The 20774-nt window shown below is 72.3% G+C and carries 9 protein-coding genes; 5 read left to right on the top strand and 4 right to left on the bottom strand.

The window, feature by feature from the left end; translation table 11 throughout:
- Positions 1-249 precede the first annotated feature (249 nt).
- Complete coding sequence (locus D7X32_RS13320) at positions 250-14061, top strand: non-ribosomal peptide synthetase (protein ID WP_158625670.1); 13812 nt, start codon at positions 250-252, stop codon at positions 14059-14061.
- Positions 14062-14100: 39 nt separating this feature from the next.
- On the opposite strand, the gene D7X32_RS13315 is transcribed toward D7X32_RS13320, so the two are convergent.
- Positions 14101-14571, bottom strand: a complete 471-nt coding sequence (locus D7X32_RS13315; RefSeq protein WP_120602913.1) for an FBP domain-containing protein — start codon at positions 14569-14571, stop codon at positions 14101-14103.
- Positions 14572-14707: 136 nt separating this feature from the next.
- Here D7X32_RS13315 and D7X32_RS13310 point away from each other — a divergent pair, with 136 nt between their 5' ends.
- The 3 genes from D7X32_RS13310 to trxA all read left to right on the top strand — a co-directional run bounded on the left by D7X32_RS13310 (position 14708) and on the right by trxA (position 16818).
- Entirely contained in the window at positions 14708-15397 is a 690-nt protein-coding gene (locus tag D7X32_RS13310; RefSeq protein ID WP_120602912.1) for a cadherin repeat domain-containing protein, read from the top strand.
- An 87-nt stretch (positions 15398-15484) separates the two neighbouring features.
- Positions 15485-16366: a LysR family transcriptional regulator gene (locus tag D7X32_RS13305; RefSeq protein WP_208752415.1), complete on the top strand. Its 882-nt coding sequence runs from the start codon at positions 15485-15487 to the stop codon at positions 16364-16366.
- 125 nt (positions 16367-16491) lie between these two features.
- Entirely contained in the window at positions 16492-16818 is a 327-nt protein-coding gene (gene trxA / locus D7X32_RS13300; RefSeq protein ID WP_120602910.1) for a thioredoxin, read from the top strand.
- Between the two features lie 3 nt (positions 16819-16821).
- Here the strand turns inward: trxA and D7X32_RS13295 are convergent, their stop codons facing one another.
- The 3 genes from D7X32_RS13295 to D7X32_RS13285 are packed head-to-tail and all read right to left on the bottom strand — an operon-like array spanning position 16822 to position 20324.
- Positions 16822-18660 carry a DHHA1 domain-containing protein gene (locus D7X32_RS13295; protein ID WP_147450133.1) on the bottom strand — a complete coding sequence of 613 codons (1839 nt, stop codon included), beginning with the start codon at positions 18658-18660 and terminating at the stop codon, positions 16822-16824.
- A gap of 24 nt (positions 18661-18684) precedes the next feature.
- The gene (locus D7X32_RS13290; RefSeq protein ID WP_171446573.1) at positions 18685-19263 is read right to left on the bottom strand and encodes a TlpA family protein disulfide reductase; all 579 of its coding nucleotides are present in this window, start codon (positions 19261-19263) and stop codon (positions 18685-18687) included.
- Positions 19260-20324, bottom strand: coding sequence for a CFI-box-CTERM domain-containing protein (locus D7X32_RS13285; protein ID WP_120602908.1), 1065 nt, complete (start codon positions 20322-20324; stop codon positions 19260-19262). Before D7X32_RS13285 ends, D7X32_RS13290 begins: the two co-directional genes overlap by 4 nt.
- A 113-nt stretch (positions 20325-20437) precedes the next feature.
- On the opposite strand from D7X32_RS13285, the gene D7X32_RS13280 reads away from it, so the two are divergent.
- Positions 20438-20725, top strand: coding sequence for a hypothetical protein (locus D7X32_RS13280; RefSeq protein ID WP_120602907.1), 288 nt, complete (start codon positions 20438-20440; stop codon positions 20723-20725).
- Positions 20726-20774: the final 49 nt, after the last annotated feature.

The following is a 20774-nucleotide window of genomic DNA, read 5'->3' as shown; positions in this document are numbered from 1 at the left end:
CCATTGGGACGGCCCGGAGCACGGGCCGTCCCCAATCATTGCCTTTGTTTATTTGTGGGGTGGCTGGAGGCCTGGGGCAAAAAGCCCCGTTTCGAGGCCTCGTCACCCGGCCGCACGACGCGTCCTGTCGAGTGCGCCGCGTCGAAATATTCGGGAATAACTCCGAGGGTCGCTTTTACCCAGTGCCCCCTGTTCGCGGGCTATTCTCAATACATGAGGACATTTGAAACGGAAGGTAATGGCGCGGGGATGACCCCGGAGCAGAAGCGCGCGCGTCTGGCGGAGCTGCTGCGCACCAAGGTCCGCCCCACGCATGCGCCCGTGTCCTTCAGCCAGGAGCGCATGTGGTTCCAGGACCGGCTGAGCCCTGGCAGCGCCGCCTTCAACATCCCGGTCCGCGTGCGGTTCTCCGGGGTGCTCGACGCGGCCGTGCTGCACGCCAGCCTCCAGGCGCTGGTGCGGCGTCACGCGCCGCTGCGCACCACCTTCGTCGAGCAGGACGGCCGGCCCCAGCAGCACATCACGCCCACCCTGGACCTGGCGCTCCCCGTGGTGGACCTCCAGTCGCTGCCCGCCGCGGAGCGTGAGGCCGAGGCCTCGCGGTTGATCACGGACGAGGCGCGCCAGCCGTTCGACCTGGAGAAGGGGCCGCTGCTGCGCACCGTGCTGTACCGGCTGGATGCGCTGGAGCACGTGCTGCTGCTCAAGCTGCACCACATCATCACGGACGGCTGGTCCATGGGCGTGCTGGTGCGGGAGCTGAGCGCGCTGTACCCGGCGCTCGCGGAAGGACAGCCTTCACCGCTGTCACCGCTGCCCATGCAGTACGCGGACTATGCCGCCTGGCAGCGCGAGTTCCTGCGAGGCGAGGTGCTGGACTCGCACCTGGGCTGGTGGCGGGAGCGGTTGGATCCGGACGCGGTGCTGGAGCTGCCCACCGACAGGCCCCGCCCCGCGGTCCTCTCCGGGCGGGGTGCCCGCATCAACGCGGTGCTGCCCGTCGCGCTGGTGGACGCGCTCAAGGCGCTCGCGCGCGCGGAGGGCAACACGCTCTTTGGCGTGCTGCTGGCGGGCTTCCAGGTGCTGCTGTCGCGCTACAGCGGCCAGCAGGACGTGGTGGTGGGCACCTCCGTGGCCGGCCGGGGCCGCGCGGAGCTGGAAGGGCTCATCGGCCTGTTCACCAACTACCTGGCCTTGCGCACGGACCTGTCCGGCCAGCCGTCGTTCCGCGAGCTGCTCGGCCGCGTGCGGGAGACGACGCTGGAGGCGTACGCGCACCAGGAGGTGCCCTTCGAGAAGCTGGTGGACGCGCTGAAGCCGGAGCGCCAGCTGAGCATCAACCCCCTCTTCCAGGTCGCGCTGACGCTGCAGAACGCGCCCCTGCCGCCGCTGCGGCTGCCGGGGCTCGTGCTGGACGCGCAGCCGGTGGACAACCGCACCAGCAAGACGGACCTGTCGCTCATCGCCATGGAGGTGCCCCAGGGCATGCGCCTCACGGCGGAGTACAACACGGACCTCTTCGACCCCGGCTCCATCCAGCGGCTGCTCGCGCACCTGCGCACGCTGCTGGAGGGCGCGGTCGCGGATCCGGACCGGCGCGTTTCCGAGCTGCCGCTGATGGACCCGGCCGAAGCGATGCGGGTCCAGCGGGAGTGGGCCGGGAACACCGCGCCCTTCCCGGAGGACTGCTGCCTGCACACGCTCTTCGAAGCGCAGGCGCGGCGGACGCCCGGGGCCGTGGCCGTGCAGTTCCAGGGGCAGTCGCTCACGTACGCGCAGCTGGACGCCCGCGCCAACCAGCTCGCGCACGCGCTGCGGCGCCGGGGCGTGGGACCGGAGGCCCGGGTGGCCTTGAGCGTGGAGCGCTCGCTCGACGTCGCCGTGGGGCTGCTGGGCATCCTCAAGGCGGGCGGTGCCTGGGTGCCCGTGGATCCGATGCTGCCTCGCGAGCGGCTGGCCTTCATGCTGGAGGACAGCGGCGCCACCGTGCTGGTGACGCAGGCTCCGCTGCTGGAGCGCTTCCCGGAGGCGCACCGCGCGCGTGCGCTGTGCCTCGACGTGGAGCGGGAGGATCTCGCGGGGGAGAGCGTCCTGGCTCCGGCTTCCGGCGTGGGGCCCCGGAATCTCGCGTACGTGCTCTACACCTCGGGCAGCACGGGCACGCCCAAGGGGACCGCCATCGAACACCGTGGCGTCTGCAACCTGGTGGCACACGAGGCCACGGCCTACGGCATCGGGCCGGGCAGCCGCGTCCTCCAGTTCGCCAGCCTCTCGTTCGACCTGTCGGTGGAGGAGATCTTCACCACGCTGTGCGGTGGCGCGACGCTGGTGCTGGCGCCGCTGGAGGACCTGATGCCCGGCGAGCCGCTGCGCAAGCTGCTGCGCGACGAGGCCCTCACCGTCATCAGCCTCACGCCGGCGACGCTCGCGGCCACGGCCCCGGAGGGGCTGCCCGCGCTGCGGACCGTCATCTCGGGCGGTGAGGCGCTGCCCCCGGAGGTGGTGGCGCGGTGGGCGCCGGGCCGCGTGTTCCTCAACACGTACGGCCCCACGGAAGCCACCGTCATGGCCACGCTCACCGGGTGCACGGCGGACGGACGCGTGCCCTCCATCGGCCGGCCGCTGGCCAACGTGCGTGCCTACGTGTTGGATGCCCGGGGCGGGCTCGTGCCCGTGGGCGTGAAGGGCGAGCTGCACCTGGGCGGCGTGGGCGTGGCTCGCGGCTACGCGGGGAGGCCCACGCTGACGGCGGAGCGCTTCGTGCCGGATGCCTTCTCCGGCGAGGCAGGCGCACGGCTGTACCGCACGGGCGACGTGGTGCGCTGGCGCGAGGACGGCACGCTGGAGTTCGTGGGCCGCGTGGACGCGCAGGTGAAGGTGCGCGGCTTCCGCATCGAGCTGGGCGAAGTGGAGGCCGCGCTGGCGAAGCTGCCCCCGGTGAGGGACGCGGTGGTGGTGGCGCGCGAGGACGGGCCCGGTGGCAAGCGGCTGGTGGGCTACGTCGTGCTGCGTGACGGGGTCACCGCCAACGGCCCCGGACTGCGCGCGGCCCTCAAGGACGCGCTGCCCGAATACATGGTGCCGTCCGCGGTGGTGGTGCTGACCGCGCTTCCGCTCACGACCAACGGCAAGGTGGACCGCAAGGCGCTGCCCGCTCCGGACCTGGCGGGGAGTGACCCTCGCGAGTACGTCGCGCCACGCACGCCCACCGAGCAGCGCCTGGCGGGGCTGTGGCAGGACCTGCTCGGCGTCGCGCGCGTCGGGGCGAATGATCACTTCTTCGACCTGGGAGGCCATTCGCTGTTGGCCACGCAGGCGCTCAGCCGGATCCGTCAGACCTTCGCGGTGGAGCTGCCCCTCCGGCGCCTGTTCGAATCTCCCACGCTGGAGGCCGTGGCCCGGCTCATCGACGAGGCGCTCGCGGGCAAGGGGCAACCGGTCCCCGCACCGCACAAGCCGCGAGAGGTCCGCGCGCGGGCCGTGCCCACGGTTCCGCTGGAGGACGTCGCGCGTGAGTGGGAGGCCCGCGCCGCCGCGCAGCCCCGCGACACCGGGGTCCCCTTCACGGCCGAGCTGCGCCAGCGGGTGCTGGTGGATTGGAACGCGACGGCGGCCGAGTACCCGCGCGACGCCACGCTGCCGGACGTGTTCTCACAGGTGGTGGCACGCTTCCCGGAGAAGGTCGCCGTCGAGTTCGGCGAGGCGCACCTCACCTACCGGCAGTTGGACGAGCGCGCCAACCAGCTCGCGTGGCACCTGCGCTCGCTGGGCGTGGCCACCGACTCGCGCGTGGCCGTGGCGCTGGAGCGCTCGCTGGAGCTGGTCGTCTCCCTCGTCGCCATCCTCAAGGCCGGCGCGGCCTACGTGCCGCTGGATCCGGCCTACCCTCGCGCGCGTCTGGCCGCGATGGTGGAGGACGCCCGGCCCCACGTCCTCCTCACCACTCGCGCGCTGCTGCCGAACCTGCCTCACGAGGCCCTGCGGCCCGTCGTGCTGGAGGAGCTGTCCCTCGACGCGCTGCACGCGCACGCACCACCGAGCAGCGCCCTGCCCCAGAGCCTCGCGTACATCGACTTCACCTCCGGCTCCACCGGCAGGCCCAAGGGGGTCGGCACGCCCCACGCCGCGGTGCTGCGCACCCTCTTCGGCGTCGACTACGCCCGCTTCGGGCCCGACGAGACGCTGTTGATGATGGCGCCGCTCGCCTTCGACGCCTCCACCTTCGAAGTCTGGGGCGCGCTGCTGCATGGCGCGAAGCTGGCCGTCTTCCCGCCGCACCCTCCGACGGATCCGCACGAACTGGAGCAGGTGCTCCTCCGCCACGGCGTGACGACGCTGTGGCTCACCGCGGGCTTCTTCACCCAGCTGGTGGACTCGCACCTGCCCGCGCTGCGCTCCTTGCGCCAGGTGCTCACCGGGGGCGACGTCATCTCCGCTCCCCACGTGCGCCGCGTGCTGGAGCAACTGGGTGTCCCCGTCACCGCTTTCTATGGGCCGACGGAGACCACCGTCTTCGCCACCAGCCACCGCTTCACGCAGGCCTCGCAGGTGGGTGCTTCCGTCCCGCTGGGGCGCCCGCACAGCAACATGCGGCTCTACGTGCTGGATGCCTCCGGCCAGCCCGTGCCTCCAGGGATCCAGGGCGAGCTGTTCATCGGTGGAGACGGGCTCGCACGCGGCTACGTGGGCCAGCCCGCGCTCACCGCGGAGCGCTTCGTCCCCGACGTGTTCTCCACGACTCCCGGCGCGCGCCTCTACCGCACCGGCGACCTGGGGCGGTGGCGCGAGGACGGCGTGCTGGAGTTCCTGGGCCGCGCGGACGCGCAGGTGAAGGTGCGTGGCTTCCGCATCGAGCTGGCCGAAATCGAGGCCGCGCTCCTCGCCCATCCTGATGTGCGCGAGGCCGTCGTCATGGCCCGCGAGGACGTGCCCGGTGACAAGCGCCTGGTCGCCTACGTCGTCGCTCCCGAGTCCCTGGACGTCGCCGAACTGCGCCCGTTCCTCAAGCAGCGGCTGCCGGACTACATGCTGCCCTCCGCCGTGGGCCGGCTGGACGCGCTGCCCCTCACCGCCAACGGCAAGGTGGACCGCAAGGCCCTCCCCGCACCCTCCACGTTCCAGACCCGCGCCCGGACGCGCCCGCCGCGCACGGACACCGAGCGGCTCATCACGACGCTCTGGGAAGAGGTCCTCCAGACGGGCACGGTCGGCGCCGAGGACAACTTCTTCGACCTGGGCGGCAACTCGCTCAGCGCCACGCAGATCCTCTCGCGCATCCGGCGCGCGTCGCAGGCGGAGCTGTCCATCGCGGACTTCTTCGCTGCCCCCACCGTGGAAGCCATCGCCCGCCGCCTGGAGTCCCAGGGCCCGGTGCGCCCCGCGCTGCCGGTGCCAGCGCTCAAGCCGGTGCCGCGCGACGACGGGCTGCCCCTGTCCTTCGCCCAGCAGCGGCTGTGGTTCTTCGCGAAGCTGGAGCCCGACAGCACCGCGTACAACCTCCCCTTCGTCATGCGGCTCGAAGGCGCGCTGGACGTGCCCGCGCTCGCACGCGGCCTGCGCGACCTGCTCCAGCGCCACGAATCCCTGCGCACCACCTTCCGTGAGCAGGCCTCCGGCCCTGTCCAGATCATCACCCCCTCCCCCACGTTGCCCGCGGGATGGATGGACCTGAGCGCCTGGCCCGACGCCGAGCACGCACTCGGCGCCATCCTCGACGACGAGGCCCGGCAGGTCTTCAACCTGGAAGCCGGTCCGCTCTGGCGCGTCCTCCTGGTGCGCATGAGCGCGCAGCACCACCTGCTGCTGCTGACCATGCACCACGTCATCTCCGACGCGTGGTCCATGGGCGTGCTGCTCCAGGAACTGACCACGCTGTACGCCGCCCACTCCGAGGGCCGCACTCCGCACCTCCAGCCCCTGCCCGTGCAGTACGCGGACTTCTCCGTCTGGCAGCGCCACTGGCTGCGCGACGAGGCGCTGGGGTCCCAGCTCGGCTGGTGGCGCCAGCAACTCCACGGCGCACCGAAGGCGCTGGAGCTGCCCACGGACAGGCCCCGCCCCGCGGTGCAGACCTTCCGTGGCGCGGTGGTGCCCTTCCAGTTCCCGCGCGAGCTGTCGGACGCGATGCAGGCGCTCTGCCGGAGCGAGGGCGTCACGCCCTCCATGGTGGTGCTGGCCGCGTTCCAGGTGCTGCTCTCGCGCTACAGCGGCCAGGAGGACGTCTGCGTGGGCTCGCCCATCGCCGGCCGCAATCAAGCGGAGCTGGAGGGGCTCATCGGCTTCTTCGTCAACACGCTGGTGCTGCGCACGAAGCTGGACGGCGACCCGAGCTTCCGGGAGCTGCTCGCCCGCGTCCGCGACGTGGCCCTGGGCGCGTATGCCCATCAGGACGTGCCCTTCGAGAAGCTGGTGGAGGCGCTCCGGCCGGAGCGGGATCCGCGCCGCACGCCGCTCTTCCAGGTGATGCTCGCGTACCAGAACGCGCCCATGCCGGAGACGCTGGGCACGGGCCTGCGCCTGCACCCGCTGGAGCCCCGGGGCGGCACGGCGAAGTTCGACCTCACCCTGGCCCTGAACGACACCGCCGACGGGCTGAAGGGCCTGCTCGAATACAACACCGACCTCTTCGACGCCGCGACCGCCAGCCGCATGGTGGGGCACCTGCGCGCATTGCTGGCCGGAGCCCTCCACGCACCGGAGCGCCGCCTCTCCGCGCTGCCCATGCTCACGCTGGAGGAGCGCGGGCTGCTGCTGCACAGCTGGAGCGAGCCCGGCGCCGCCACGGCGGAGGATGCGTCCCTGCACGGACTCCTCCAGGCGCAGGCCCGGCTCCATCCCGGCGTGGCCGCCTTCGAGCACGAGGGCCACACGCTGAGCTGGGCGGAGGCGTACCGGCGGGCCCGGGAGGTCCTCCGGGCGCTGCGCGGACGGGGCGTGGTGGCGCTGCCGCCCCCGCCGCCCCTCGTCCCCGTCACGCGCACGGGTCCGCTGCCGCTGTCCTTCGCCCAGCAGCGGCTGTGGCTCGTGGACCAGCTGGATCCGGACAGCGCCGCCTACAACCTCTTCCTGGCCCTGCGCGTGGAAGGCGCGCTGGACGTGACCGCGTTGGAGAAGTCCTTCGCCGCGCTCATCGCCCGCCACGAATCCCTGCGCACCGTCTTCGTCTCGCGGGAAGGCGAGCCCGTCCAGGTCATCCTCCCCACGCTGCCCTTCGCGCTGGAGGTGATGGACCTGGGCGCGGTCTCCGACGAGGCCGTGACACAGCGGTTGCAAGAGGAGGCCCTGCGCCCGTTCGACCTGGAGCGCGGCCCCCTGCTGCGCGCGGCGCTGCTGCGGCTGGACCCCGGGACGCACGTGCTGTGGCTGAACATGCACCACATCGTCTCCGACGGGTGGTCCATGGGCGTGCTCGTGCGGGAGCTGACCGCGCTCTACGGCGCCCATGTCTCGGGGCTGCCTTCGCCGCTGCCGCCCCTGGCCGTCCAGTACGTCGACTTCGCGGCGTGGCAGCGCGCGTGGCTGAAGGACGAGGTGCTGGAGCACCACCTGGCCTACTGGCGCCGTCAGCTCGCCGGCGTGCCGCCGCTGCTGGAGCTGCCCACGGACAGGCCGCGTCCGCGCATCCTGTCGCCCATGGGTTCCCAGGTGCCCGTGGCGTTGCCGGAGGCGCTGTCTCAGGCCCTCCAGGCGCTGTGTCAGCGCGAGGGCGCCACGCTCTTCATGGGCCTGATGTCGGCATGGCAGACGCTGCTCTCCCGCTACGCGGGCCAGGAGGACATCACCGTCGGGTCGCCCATCGCCGGGCGCACGCATGGCGACACGGAGGGGCTCATCGGCTTCTTCGTGAACACGCTGGTGTTGCGCACGCACGTCGACCCGAAGGCCACCTTCCGCCAGCTGCTGGGCCAGGTGCGCGCCACCACGCTCGCGGCCTACGAGCACCAGGACGCGCCCTTCGAGAAGCTGGTGGAGGAGCTGCAGCCCCAGCGCAGCCTGAGCCACTCGCCCCTCTTCCAGGTCGTGCTCGCCCTGCAGAACGCGCCGACGCAACCCCTGTCGCTGCCCGGCGGCTCCGCGCCCCTGCGCCTGCTGCCCCTGGAGCGGGAGGAGCGGACCACCCAGTTCGACCTGACGCTGGCCCTGGCCCCGGCGCCTCGGGGGCTTCAGGGCGCGCTGAGCTACCGCACGGACCTGTTCGAAGCCGCCACCGTCACCCGGATGGTGGAGCACCTGCGCGTGCTGCTGGAAGGCGCGGTGGCGGCGCCGGACGCAGCCGTGGGCCTGCTGCCCCTGCTCACGCCCGCGGAGCGTCACCAGGTGCTGGTGACCTGGAACGCGTCGCGGGCCGGGTTCCCGCGCGACGCGACGATTCCCCGCCTCTTCGAAGCGCAGGCCCGGCGCACGCCGGAGGCCATCGCGGTGGTGAGCGGTGAACAGCGGCTGACATACCGGCAGCTGGAGCTCCAGGCGAACCAGCTGGCGCACCGGCTGCGCAAGCTGGGCGTGGGCCCCGAGTCGCGCGTGGGCCTGTGCGTGGAGCGCACGGCGGACGTGCTGGTGGGCACGCTGGGCATCCTCAAGGCGGGCGGCGCGTACGTGCCGCTGGACCCGAGCTACCCGAAGGAGCGCCTGGGCTGGCTGCTGGAGGACGCGAAGGGGCCGGCCCTGGTGGTGCATTCGCACCTGCTGGAGTTCCTGCCCGCCTTCACCGCGCAGGCGGTGTGTCTGGACGCGGACGCGGACCTGGCTGGGGAGCCGTCCACGGTGCCCACGGTGGAGCTCCACCCGCGGAACGTGGCGTACCTCATCTACACGTCCGGCAGCACGGGGCGCCCCAAGGGCGTGGCGGTGACCCACCGCAACGCGGTGGCGTTCCTGACGTGGGCCACCGAGACGTTCACGGAGGAGGAGACGCGGGCGGTGCTCGCGGCGACGAGCCTCAACTTCGACCTGTCCGTGTTCGAGCTCTTCGCTCCGCTGGTGAGGGGCGGCAGCGTGGTGGTGGTCCAGAACGCGCTGGCCCTGGCCGAGGCGAAGCCGGACGCCGGGGTCACGCTGATCAACACGGTGCCGTCCGCGATGGCGCAGCTGGTGAAGCTGGGCGCGGTGCCGCCCACGGTGCGGGTCGTCAACCTCGCGGGCGAGGCGCTGCCGGAGACGCTGGCGAAGGCCGTGTACGCGGTGCCCACGGTGAAGAAGCTCTACAACCTGTACGGCCCGTCGGAGGACACGACGTACTCGACGGTGTCGCTGGTGGGACGGCAGGAGGTGCCGAACATCGGCCGGCCGCTCGCCAACACGCGGGCGTACGTGCTGGACAGGGACCTGCAACCGGTGCCGGTGGGCGTGGCGGGAGAGCTGTACCTGGCGGGCGAAGGCCAGGCGCGCGGCTACCTGCTGAGGCCGGAGCTGACCGCGGAGCGGTTCCTGCCGGAGGTCTACGGCCCGGAAGGCAGCCGCATGTACCGCACGGGAGACCGGGTGCGGTACCGGGCGGACGGCGTGCTGGAGTACCTGGGCCGGGTGGACTTCCAGGTGAAGGTGCGCGGCTTCCGCGTCGAGCTGGGCGAAGTGGAGTCCGCGCTGCGCCAGCAGGAGGCGGTGAAGGAAGCGGTGGTGGTGGCGAGGGGTGAGGGCGCGGAGAAGCAGCTCATCGCCTACGTGGCGCCGAAGGCCGGCGCGACGCTGGAAGGAAAGACGCTGAAGGCCCGCCTGCGTCTGCGGTTGCCGGAGTACATGGTGCCGGGGACGGTGGTGGTGCTGGATTCGCTGCCGCTCAACGCCAACGGCAAGGTGGACCGCAAGGCACTGCCGGAACCGGAAGCGCCTGCCTCCACCAGCACGTACGAAGCGCCGCGCACGGAGATGGAAGCGAAGCTGGCGGCCATCTGGGCGCAGGTGCTGCGGGTGCCACGGGTGGGCGTGAAGGACGACTTCTTCGCCCTGGGCGGACACTCGCTGCTGGCCACCCAGGTGGTCTCGCGGATCCGCACGGAGACCGGCGTGGCGTTGCCGCTGCGCGCGCTGTTCGAAGCGCCTTCCGTGGAGTCGCTCGCCTCGCGCATCGAGGGCGCCTCGCGGCCCCGGTGGACCGAGCGGCGTCCGCCGCTGGTGCCCGTTCCCCGCACCGGCCCGCTGCCGCTGTCCTTCGCGCAGCAGCGCCTGTGGTTCCTCGACCGGCTCCAACCGGGAAGCGTCCACTACAACATCCCCGCGGCCCTCCAGCTCGACGGGCCGTTGGACGCCGAGGCGCTGTCGCGGGTCCTCCAGGAGCTCGTCCACCGTCACGAAGCCCTGCGCACCACGTTCCACGCACGCGAGGACGGCGAGCCCTTCCAGCACCCGCATCCGCACGCGGTGCTGAGCGTGCCCCTGGTGGAGCTGCGCCACCTGCCGGAGGCGGAGCAGGCCGTGGAGGTCCGCCGGCTGACCAGGGAGGAAGCGCGGACGCCCTTCGACCTGGCGCGCGCGCCCCTGATGCGCGCCACGCTGCTGCGCCTGTCCGAGCAGCGCCACGTGCTGCTCGTCACGTTGCACCACATCGTTTCGGACGGCTGGTCCAACCGCGTCCTCGTCGAGGAACTGGGAGCGCTCCATGCGGCGTTCTCGCGAGGGCAGCCTTCGCCCTTGCGGTCCCTCCCGCTCCAGTACGCGGACTACGCCGCGTGGCAGCGGGACTGGCTCCAGGGGGAGGTGCTGGAGCAGCAGGTGGGGTGGTGGCGGCAGCAGCTTTCCGGGATGCCTCATGCGCTGGAGCTGCCCACGGACAAGCCTCGCCCGGCCGTGCAGACCTACCGGGGCGCGCGGGTGCCCGTGCGCCTGCCGCAGGCGGTCTCGCGGGGGCTCAAGGCCCTCTGCCAGCAGGAGGTCGGCACCCCGTTCATGGCGCTGTTGGCGCTCTGGCAGGTCCTGCTGGCCCTCTGCTCCGGACAGGAGGACTTCGCCGTCGGCTCGCCCATCGCGGGCCGTGAGCAGGAGGAGCTGGAGGGGCTCGTCGGATTCTTCGTCAACACGCTGGCGCTGCGCGCCCACGTGGACCGCCGCGAGTCCTTCCGCCAGCTGCTGCGCCGGGTGAAGGAGGTCGCGCTGGGGGCCTACGCCCATCAGGACGTGCCCTTCGAGCGGCTGGTGGAGGCGCTGAAGCCTGCTCGCGACCCAAGCCGGGGGCCGCTGTTCCAGGTCCTCTTCACCCTGCAGGACACCGCACCGCGTTCCACGCGCACGGAGGCCCTGACGTTGCACGCGATGGACGTGGAGGACAGCACGGCCAAGTTCGACCTGGAGTTGAGCCTGGCGGAGTCCCCCGAAGGATTCGTGGGAACCCTGGGCTTCAACACCGACCTGTTCGAGCCACACACGGCCCATCGCATGGCGGAGCGCCTCCGCACGTTGGCGGAGGCACTCGTGGCCCGGCCCGAGGCGCCCCTGGCGTCGCTGTCCCTGATGACGGAAGCGGAGCGCCAGCGGGTGCTGGTGGAGTGGAACGCGACGGCGGCCGAGTACCCGCGCGACGCCACGCTGCCGGAGGTGTTCTCGCAGGTGGTGGCCCGCTTCCCGGAGAAGGTCGCCGTCGAGTTCGGTGACGCGCACCTCACCTACCGGCAGTTGGATGAGCGCGCCAACCAGCTCGCGTGGCACCTGCGCTCGCTGGGCGTGGGCACCGACTCGCGCGTGGCCCTGGCCCTGGAGCGCTCGCTGGAGCTGGTCGTCTCCCTCGTCGCCATCCTCAAGGCCGGCGCGGCCTACGTGCCGCTGGATCCGGCCTACCCTCGCGCGCGCTTGGCCGCGATGGTGGAGGACGCCCGGCCCCATGTCCTCCTCACCACTCGCGCCCTGCTGCCGAACCTGCCTCACGAGGACCTGCGGCCCGTCGTGCTGGAGGAGCTGTCCCTGGATGCGCTGCCCTCGCATGCGCCGCCTTCGAGAGCCCTGCCCCAGAGCCTCGCGTACATCGACTTCACCTCCGGCTCCACTGGCAGGCCCAAGGGGGTCGGCACGCCTCACGCCGCGGTGCTGCGCACCCTCTTCGGCGTCGACTACGCCCGCTTCGGGCCTGACGAGACGCTGCTGATGATGGCGCCCCTCGCCTTCGACGCCTCCACCTTCGAAGTCTGGGGCGCGCTGCTGCATGGCGCGAAGCTGGCCGTCTTCCCGCCCCACCCTCCAACGGATCCGCATGAGCTGGAGCAGGTGCTCCTCCGCCACGGCGTGACAACGCTGTGGCTCACCGCGGGCCTCTTCACCCAGCTGGTGGATTCGCACCTGCCCGCGCTACGCTCCCTGCGCCAGGTGCTCACCGGGGGCGACGTCATCTCCGCTCCCCACGTGCGCCGGGTGCTGGAGCAACTGGGCCTCCCCGTCACCGCCGGCTATGGCCCCACGGAGACCACCGTCTTCGCCACCAGCCACCGCTTCACGCACGCCTCGCAGGTGGGCGCCAGCGTCCCGCTGGGGCGCCCCCTGGGCAACACGCGGGTGTACGTGCTGGACGCCTCCGGCCAGCCCCTGCCTGCTGGCGTCCAGGGTGAGGTCTACGTGGGCGGCGACGGGCTCGCTCGCGGCTACGTGAGCCAGCCCGCGCTCACCGCGGAGCGCTTCGTCCCCGACGCGTTCTCCACGACTCCCGGCGCGCGCCTCTACCGCACCGGCGACCTCGGCCGCTGGCGCGAGGACGGCGTGCTGGAGTTCCTGGGCCGCGCGGACGCGCAGGTGAAGGTGCGGGGCTTCCGCGTCGAGCTGCCCGAAATCGAGGCCGCGCTCCTCACCCACCCGGCGGTGCGCGAGGCCGTCGTCCTGGCCCGCGAGGACGTGCCCGGCGACAAGCGGCTCGTGGCCTACGTCGTCGCGCCCGAGTCCCTGGACGTCGCCGAACTGCGCCCGTTCCTCAAGCAGCGGCTGCCGGATTTCCTGGTGCCCTCCGCCGTGATGGCGCTGGACGCCCTGCCCCTCACCGCCAACGGCAAGGTGGACCGCCAGGCGCTCCCCGCCCCAGAGACCGCCGCGTCCGGAAGCCACGTCGCGCCCCGCACGCCGCTCGAGGAGCAACTGGCCTCGTCCTTCGCGGAGGTGCTGCGCTTGCCTCGCGTCAGCATCACCGACAACTTCTTCGACCTGGGCGGTCACTCCCTGCTGGCCCTGCGGCTGGTCTCCTCCATCCGCGCGCACACCGGGCACCTGCTGCCCATGGCGGCCCTCTTCCAGCACGGCACCGTCGAGCAGCTGGCGCGGCGGCTCCAGCAGGCGCACCCCTCGCGCCCCTCCAACATCGTGCGGCTGGCGGAGGGCACGGAGGGCGTGCGTCCCCTCTTCCTCGTCCACGGCGGCGGCGGTGGCGTGCTGGGCTATTCCGATCTCGTCCGCCAGTTGGGCCACGACCGGCCCGTCCACGGGCTGTCCGCGCCGGGCCTGGAGGGCGGCGTCCTGCCTCCCGCTTCCGTCGAGGCGCTGGCGCACGACTACCTCTCCCAGGTTCGCACCGTGCAGCCCCGGGGGCCGTACCTGCTGGGCGGTTGGTCCTTCGGCGGACTCGTGGCCCTGGAGATGGCGCGTCAGCTCCAGGCCCTGGGTGAGCGGGTGGATTTGCTGGCCCTGATGGACTCCACCGTGCCCATGCCCCAACCGCGTCCCCAGGCGGATCCGCTCGGCCTGCTGGCGCTCTTCGGACAGACGCTCGGCCTGCGCTGGCAGGACCTGTCCCTGGACCTGGAACGGCTGCGGGCCATGGAGGAGCGCGAACGCCTCGCGTACCTCCTGGGCCGGCTCCAGGGGACGCCCGCGCACGACCTCGGGCTGGACCTGGAGGGCGCCGAGCACCTCTTCGCCGTGCACACGCGGCTCTACGAGGCCCAGCGCACCTACGTGCCCTCCGGTGGCTACTCGGGGCCCACGCTCCTGTTCCGGGCCACCGTGGGACCGGCCGCTTCCGAGGAGCCCTCCTGGAGCACGTGGCTCACGGGGCCCGTGACCGCGTACGACGTTCCGGGGGACCACTACACGATGCTGAGCGCGCCGCACGCCTCCAGCGTGGCGGAGCCGCTGCGCCAGCACCTGCGGACGCTGTAGCGCGAAGGAGCGCGGGCCCGGACACACGGGCCCGCCTCCTCATTCCTCCGCGCCAGGCTCCAGGCCCAGCGCTTCGTGCGCGAAGCGCGCCATGCGCTCGATGAGCCGCGCCTTGTCGTCCAGGACGCTGCGGCCGGACCGGTCCGCCAGGGCCTCCAACCGCTCACCGCAGCGCAGGTCCAGGCAGACGATCACACCCACCCGCCGCTTCGAGTCCACATCCGTGGTGAGCAGACCGACCTCCGCGCCAGTGGGCGTCATGCACCAGTCACACATCTTGGGCGCCAGGGTCGGGTCACCCTGCTGATCACGGCGGAAGGCGATGCCCGTGGGGGTCTTGCCCCCGGGGGCGACGAACACGAGGAAGACGCGCACGCCGTACGGATCCACCCAGGCGAGGTAGTCCCGGACGAAGAGCGGGAGCCGGGTGCCCTTGGGCAGCTCGACGTACTTGCGATCCCTGGAGCGGAACGCGCGCAGCAACTCTTTCTCTGACTCGATTCGGAACATGGCGCTCTCTGATGGCCTGCCTTCAAGAACATCCTGAACGTGCGTCAGCCTGATTTTGTCCAACCCCTCCGGACACTGGGTTGAAATCACCACCGCATGCCAGCTTGCCGGGCACTCTCGTTCAGAGGATCCCCCCATGCACGCTTCCCCGCGGCTCCTGCTGGCCCTGCTGTTCATCGGGTCTGGAGTCATCGCCTGTGGCGATGATGCCTCTCCCACTCCCAACCAGTCCCCCACCGTGAGCGACACCGTCGCCGCGCCCGCGTCGCTGGTCGCCGGGACGACCGGCACGTTCACCATCACCGCGAGTGATCCGGATGGCGACCCGCTGAACTATACGTGGACGCAGCTCACCCCGGGCACACCCGGCACCTGGGTGGGCGGCACCACCGGCGCGAGCGCGGAGTGGTATTCACCCGTCGTGGCCACGCAGAGCGAGTTCACCTTCTCCGTGAGCGTCACGGATGGCGTGAACCCGCCCGTGGTGCGGACCGTCACCCTGCCCGTGTCGGTGCCCCGCTACGGCGCGGACGTCCAGTCCGTATGGAGCTCCGTGCAATGCACGGGCTGCCACGGCAAGGCCGGCAACCTGAGCCTCGCGGCGGACACCAGCCACGCCAGCCTGATCAACGTCACCGCCAAGGCCTGCGGCACGCTCCATCGCGTCGCGCCCGGCGACCCGGACAACTCGGCGCTCGTGCGGAAGCTGGAAGGCACGGCGTGCGGAGACCGCATGCCCACGGGCAAGCCGGAGTACTTCGATCAGCACCCGGGCCTGAACGTGCTGATCCGCTCGTGGATCCTCGCGGGCGCGGCCAACGACTGACGCCGGAAGGACACGGCGGGCTCGCGCCCATCCGGGCCGGGGCATAGGCTGGCCCTCGTGGCCGCGAACCCGCCCCTGCTGGACGACATGGTCCTCTTCGCGGAGGTGGTGGCGACGGCCAGCATCACCTCCGCGGCGGAGCGCCTGGGCCTGCGCAAGTCCACGGTGAGCCGCCGGCTGGCCGCCCTGGAGGAGCGCCTGGGCATCCGGCTGCTCGAGCGCAACACGCGCAGGCTCCGCCTCACCGAAGCCGGCCGCGAGTACCACGCGCACTGCGCACGGCTGGTCGCCGAGGCCCGCGAGGTGAACGCGGCCGTGAGCGAATCGCGCGGCACGCCCCAGGGCACGCTGCGCATCGCGACGTTGTCCCTGCTGGGTGAGCTGCTCACGCCCGTCATCGCGGAGCTGCTCCTGCACCAGCCCCGGCTGCGCGTGGAGGTGTCGCTCGCGCAGACGCACGTGGACCTCATCGCGGAGGAGTACGACCTGGCGCTGCGCACCGGGCCGCTCGCGGATTCGTCGTTGATGGCGCGCAGGCTCGGACGCGTGCGCACGGGCTACTACGCCAGCCCCACCTACCTCGGCCGCCACGGCACGCCCCGGACGCCCGAAGCGCTGACGGCCCACGAGTGCATCCTCCTGGCCGAGTCCGGCACCGACGAGGTGTGGTTCTTCGGCGAGGGCAGGAGCGCGCGCACGGTGCCGGTGACGGGCCGCCTGCGAGTGCCGAGCGAGCGCGCGGGCCAGGCGGCGGCACGCGCGGGCCTGGGCATCGTGCGGCTCGCGGCCTCGCTGGTGGCGGACGACGTACGCGCGGGGTTGCTCATCCCCGTGCTCGCGGCGGACACGCCCCCGGGCCTGCCCATCTTCGCCGTCTACCCGAGCAGCCGGCAGCTCCCGCTCAAGGTGCGCGCCTTCCTGAAGCTCTTGTCCGCGCGCGGCGCCGCGCTCCCGTGGGAGGAGGAATAGGGCTCCTGGCGGAACAATGCGTCCCGCGAGGGGTGCTCGTGCCCGCCACCGCCCGCGATTACATCCCGTGGACACGAGGCGCGGCCCAGGCGAAGGCCCGCGCCCTTCACGCAAGGATGGGGCACATGGCTGGCAACGTCATCGAGCTGGGCGACGCGGACTTTCAACGCGAGGTGCTGGAGTCGCAGGAGCCGGTGCTGGTGGACTTCACCGCCACCTGGTGCCCGCCGTGCCGGGTCATCGCGCCGGTCATCGACTCGCTGGCCGCCGAGTACAAGGGCCGGATGAAGATGGCCAAGCTCAACGTGGACGACCACCCCCGGACGCCCGAGCAGTACGGCATCCGCGCGATGCCCACCCTGCTCTTCTTCAAGGGCGGGAAGGTGGTGAAGCAGGTCGTGGGCGCCGTGCCCCGGGCGAAGCTGGAAGAGGCCGTGCGCCAGGTGCTGTGACGCTCAGCCCACGCCGCCGGACGGCACCGGGCCCGCGAGCCGCGACTCCACGAAGCGCCGGGTCGCGGCGAGCGCCGCGTCGATGCCGTCCGCGCGCGAGCCGCCGCCCCACGCCACCTCCGGCGAGCCGCCGCCCTTGCCCTCCACGCAGGGCGCCGCCTGGGCCATGAGCTGGCCCGCGTCCACGCCCTGGCCGCGAAGCGCGTCGCTGGCGGCCGTCACCAGCACCACCTTGCCGCCGCGCGTGGCGGTGAGCACCACGCCCACGCTGCCCGCCGCCTGCCGCAGCGCCTCCACCAGCGCCTTGAGGTGCGGGGCCGGAAGCTCGCCCAGGTGCGCGGCGACGAGCATCGTCTCCCCCCACCGCGTCGCGTCCTGGAGCAGCCGCCGGGCCTGGTCCGCGGGGGACTCGCTCGCGGGCGCCACGGCCGGCGCGGGCTTGCGGCGCGCGTCCTGCTCCAGCCGCGTCAGCCGCTCGCGCAGCGCCACCACGCGAGGCATGGGCTGGGGCCAGTTGTGCAGGGCCTGCGACAGCGGCGCCAGTTCGCGCAGCCGGTCCTCCCCCTCCTGCCGGGCGGCGGACTCCAGCGACGCCTCCAGCGCGTCCACCTGCTCGCGCAGCGCCCGGGCCGCTTCGCGCGGCGTCTGGCCCGTGGGCGGCGTGAAGGGCAGCGTCAGCGGACCGAAGCCGACGGCGGCGTCACCGTCGATCTTCTTCAGCATGGCGTTAGCGGCCGGCCGCACTCCGCCGTTGACGTAGCGCTGCAACGTGCGCCACGCATACTGGCGGAAGCCCGACAGGTGCTTCACGTGGAAGGCGCTCCAGCGGGGCACCGGCTGCGAGCCGCGCAGGCTCTTGAACGGATCCGCGCCCGGCCCCAGCTCGATGGTGAGCCCCACCTCCAGCGCGTCCTGCATGAGCCGGTGCACCAGCCCGCGGTACAGGCCCAGCTCCTGCGGCAGCGACAGGTCGTAGCCGAACAGGGGGGACCAGACGACGTCGTCGCTGACGTGCGTGGCGTAGAAGCCATCCACGCGCCCGTCCTTCACCGCGAGCCGGTACTGGAAGATCCCCTCGCGCAGCGTCCACGCGAAGAACTCCTCCGTGAAGTCGAGCGTGGAGTGGTACTTGTCCGCGTTGAGCGACCGGTACAGCTCCCGCAGCCGCGGCGCGCAGCCGGGCAGCTCCCGCCCGTCCACGACGCGGTAGCCCGCGGCCTCCAGCAGCCGCCCGTCGCGGCGCCGGTTCTCCCGCACCTGCCGGCTGACGTCCTGCGTGGGCAGCGTCATGCGCGTGTGCGCCGCGTAGACGAAGCCGTAGTCCCGCGCGGCCAGCGTGTTGAGCAGGGGCGACGCGCTCGCCGGGTTGATGGCGGGGAACACGATGGCGTGCCCGGGGAAGTGCTCCGCCAGGAAGGCCGTGAGGCGCTCCACCTGCGCCTCATCGAGGCTCACGTGCAGGTTTCGCAGCACCAGCCAGTGGTCCACGTAGACGCACTTGTCGATGCGCGCCGCCTTCAGCATCGCGCCCAGCGTGCGCATGGCCCCGCGCATCACCACCGCGCGCGCCGCGCCGTACGTCTCCGCCGTCACGGCCGCCACCGGCAGGCCGATGTAGCGCACCCAGGTGGAGTGCATCGGGGAGTTGCCGTACTCCGCTTCGTTGATGGCCAGCGGGATGCGCAGGTCGTCCATCGCCACCAGCCGCAAGGTGGTGCGGTCGGAGAGGAAGGCGGTGCTGCCGCGCTTCATCACCGGGACGAAGTAGTCGCGCGCGAGCCGGGCCTGGGGCGTCTGGGGCCAGGAGCACGCGTCGACCGTGTCCGCGTCGTAGAGGATCATGCCCTCCACTCTACCGCTTTCACTCTACCGCTTGAGGGCGCGCTCGATGCGGCGGCGGAGGCCGTCCTCGGACAGCATGCCGCGCTGCGCGTCGATGACCTTGCCGTCGCGGTCCAGGAAGTAGAGCGTGGGCAGCGCATTCACCTCGAAGGCGCGCGCCACGTTGTCGTCCGCGTACACGACGTAGGGCCGCAGCTCCGGCTGGAAGCGCTGGAGGAAGTAGTCCACCTCCTGCGGCGCCGTCGCGCCGTCGTCCCGGCTGGCCGCCACGAAGACGAGCCCCTGGGACTCGTACTCCTTGGCCAGCTTCACCAGCGAGGGCATCTCCTCGCGGCACGGCGGGCACCAGGTCGCCCAGAAGTCGAGCATCACCACCCGACCCTTCAGGTCCGACAGCGCCAGCGAGCCGCCCTCGTGCTTCGTCAGCTGGAAGGACGGCGGCGACACCCCGTCCGGCACCAGCCGCGCCCGCTGCGCCTCGCGCACGCCCAGGAACGCCAGCGCCGCCAGGCCCAGCACCGCCACCACCGACAGTGCCGTCTTGGCCTTGTCCCCGCGCGCGCCCGGTGGCGGCGTCCCTTCCGTCCCAGCCTGCTGTGTCATCCGCGTTCCTTCCGTGTCAGGCGGCCGTGCACCCGCGTCAGGGCCCAGCGCACCCCGGACCGCACCCGCGGCCGGCGAACCACCCACGCCGCCAGCGGAGGGCCCCAGTGATAGTACCCGTCGATGAACCCCTGGCCGAGCCGGCTCTTCCGGAGCACGTCGTCGCGGAAGGCCCGGAACGCCACCAGCTCCGGCGCCCCCTCGCCAAAGGCCGCCGTCACCACGAAGCACGACGACGCGGGGCTCACCCACATCAGCTTCCCGTTGGTGAGGTTCACCACGACCTTCAGCTCGCGCTGCTCCGTGTAGAGGAAGGCCAAGAGGTCGCGCCGGGCCGCCGGGAACTCCTGTCCGCCGGCCTCCTCGAAGTCGATGCGCGTGGAGACGGCGCTGCCCACCTCATCCACCGTGAAGCGGTAGCGCCTGGAGCTGCGCCGGTGCTCCACCTCCAGCCCCTTCAGCTCGCCGAAGTAGGCCAGGAAGGGCACCCGGCACGCCGGGCAGACGAAGCGGTGGTAGGCGTGCGTCGGGATGAACGCGTAGTCCCCCATGCGCTTGCAGCCCGTGTTGGGGCACACCAGCTTCACGGTCGCCTGGGCCGCGTTGCGAGGGTCGTAGCGGGACAGGCCGGAGGCCTTGTCGAACACCGGCGGCGGCCGCGACGGCGGCCCCACCATCTGCCGCGTGGGGTGCGCGGCCCGCTCCAGCTCCTGGGCCCGGCGCCACGCCAGCTCCGCCGCCTCCAGCCGGCCGTCCGCGGTGTGCACCAGCGCCTCCGCGTGCGCTCGCAGGGCCGCCACCAACCGGTCCACCAGCGGCGACACCGCCGACTCGCGGGCCACGGCGAAGGCCTCCGCCAGCACCCGCTCCATCTCCGGCAGCAGCGCCTGGGCCGCCTTGCGCGACGGGTCCTCCGCGCGCCGGTACACCGGGGGCTCCGGCAGTTTCGCGAACAACGCCGAGGCGGAGGCCCGCACGCGCTCCAGCGCCGCGTCCCCCCGCCCCACGTCCAATCCCGCCGCCCGCGTCTGGGCGGCCCTGATGAGTTCTTCGGGCTGCAAGCCCGTGGACCTTAAGGGTCCCCACGTCCCCTGTCAGCGACTCCCTCGGGCCCGGTCAGGAAACTCGCCATGCCCCCGGGGGCGATGTAAGACGACGTAGGAGGATGTGAATCATGGGCGTGTTGAAGTTCCTGGTCTGGACGACCTGCGCGGTGGGACTCGGCGTCTTCCTGGCGCGGGGCAACGTGGACGGCCGTTCGCCGCTGGAGCACATGGAGCGCACCTGGAAGCGCTCGATGAACCCCTCCACGGTGGACAGGGTGAAGGGCCGCGTGGGGGACGCGCTGGAGGACGCGAAGGACGCCGTGTCCCAGAAGTCCGCCAACGCCGCGGGCCCGCGCGAGCGCATCACCGCCGAGGACCGGGCGGCCATCGACAACATCATCGCCAAGAAGAAGTAGACGCCGCACCGCGGGGCCCGTTGCTGATCGCAGGCCTCCCCCTTCCGCC

Source organism: Corallococcus carmarthensis, from assembly GCF_003611695.1.
Lineage (GTDB): Bacteria > Myxococcota > Myxococcia > Myxococcales > Myxococcaceae > Corallococcus > Corallococcus carmarthensis.
Note: the sequence above shows the minus strand (reverse complement) of the source record. Positions and strands in the feature narration are given on the sequence as shown.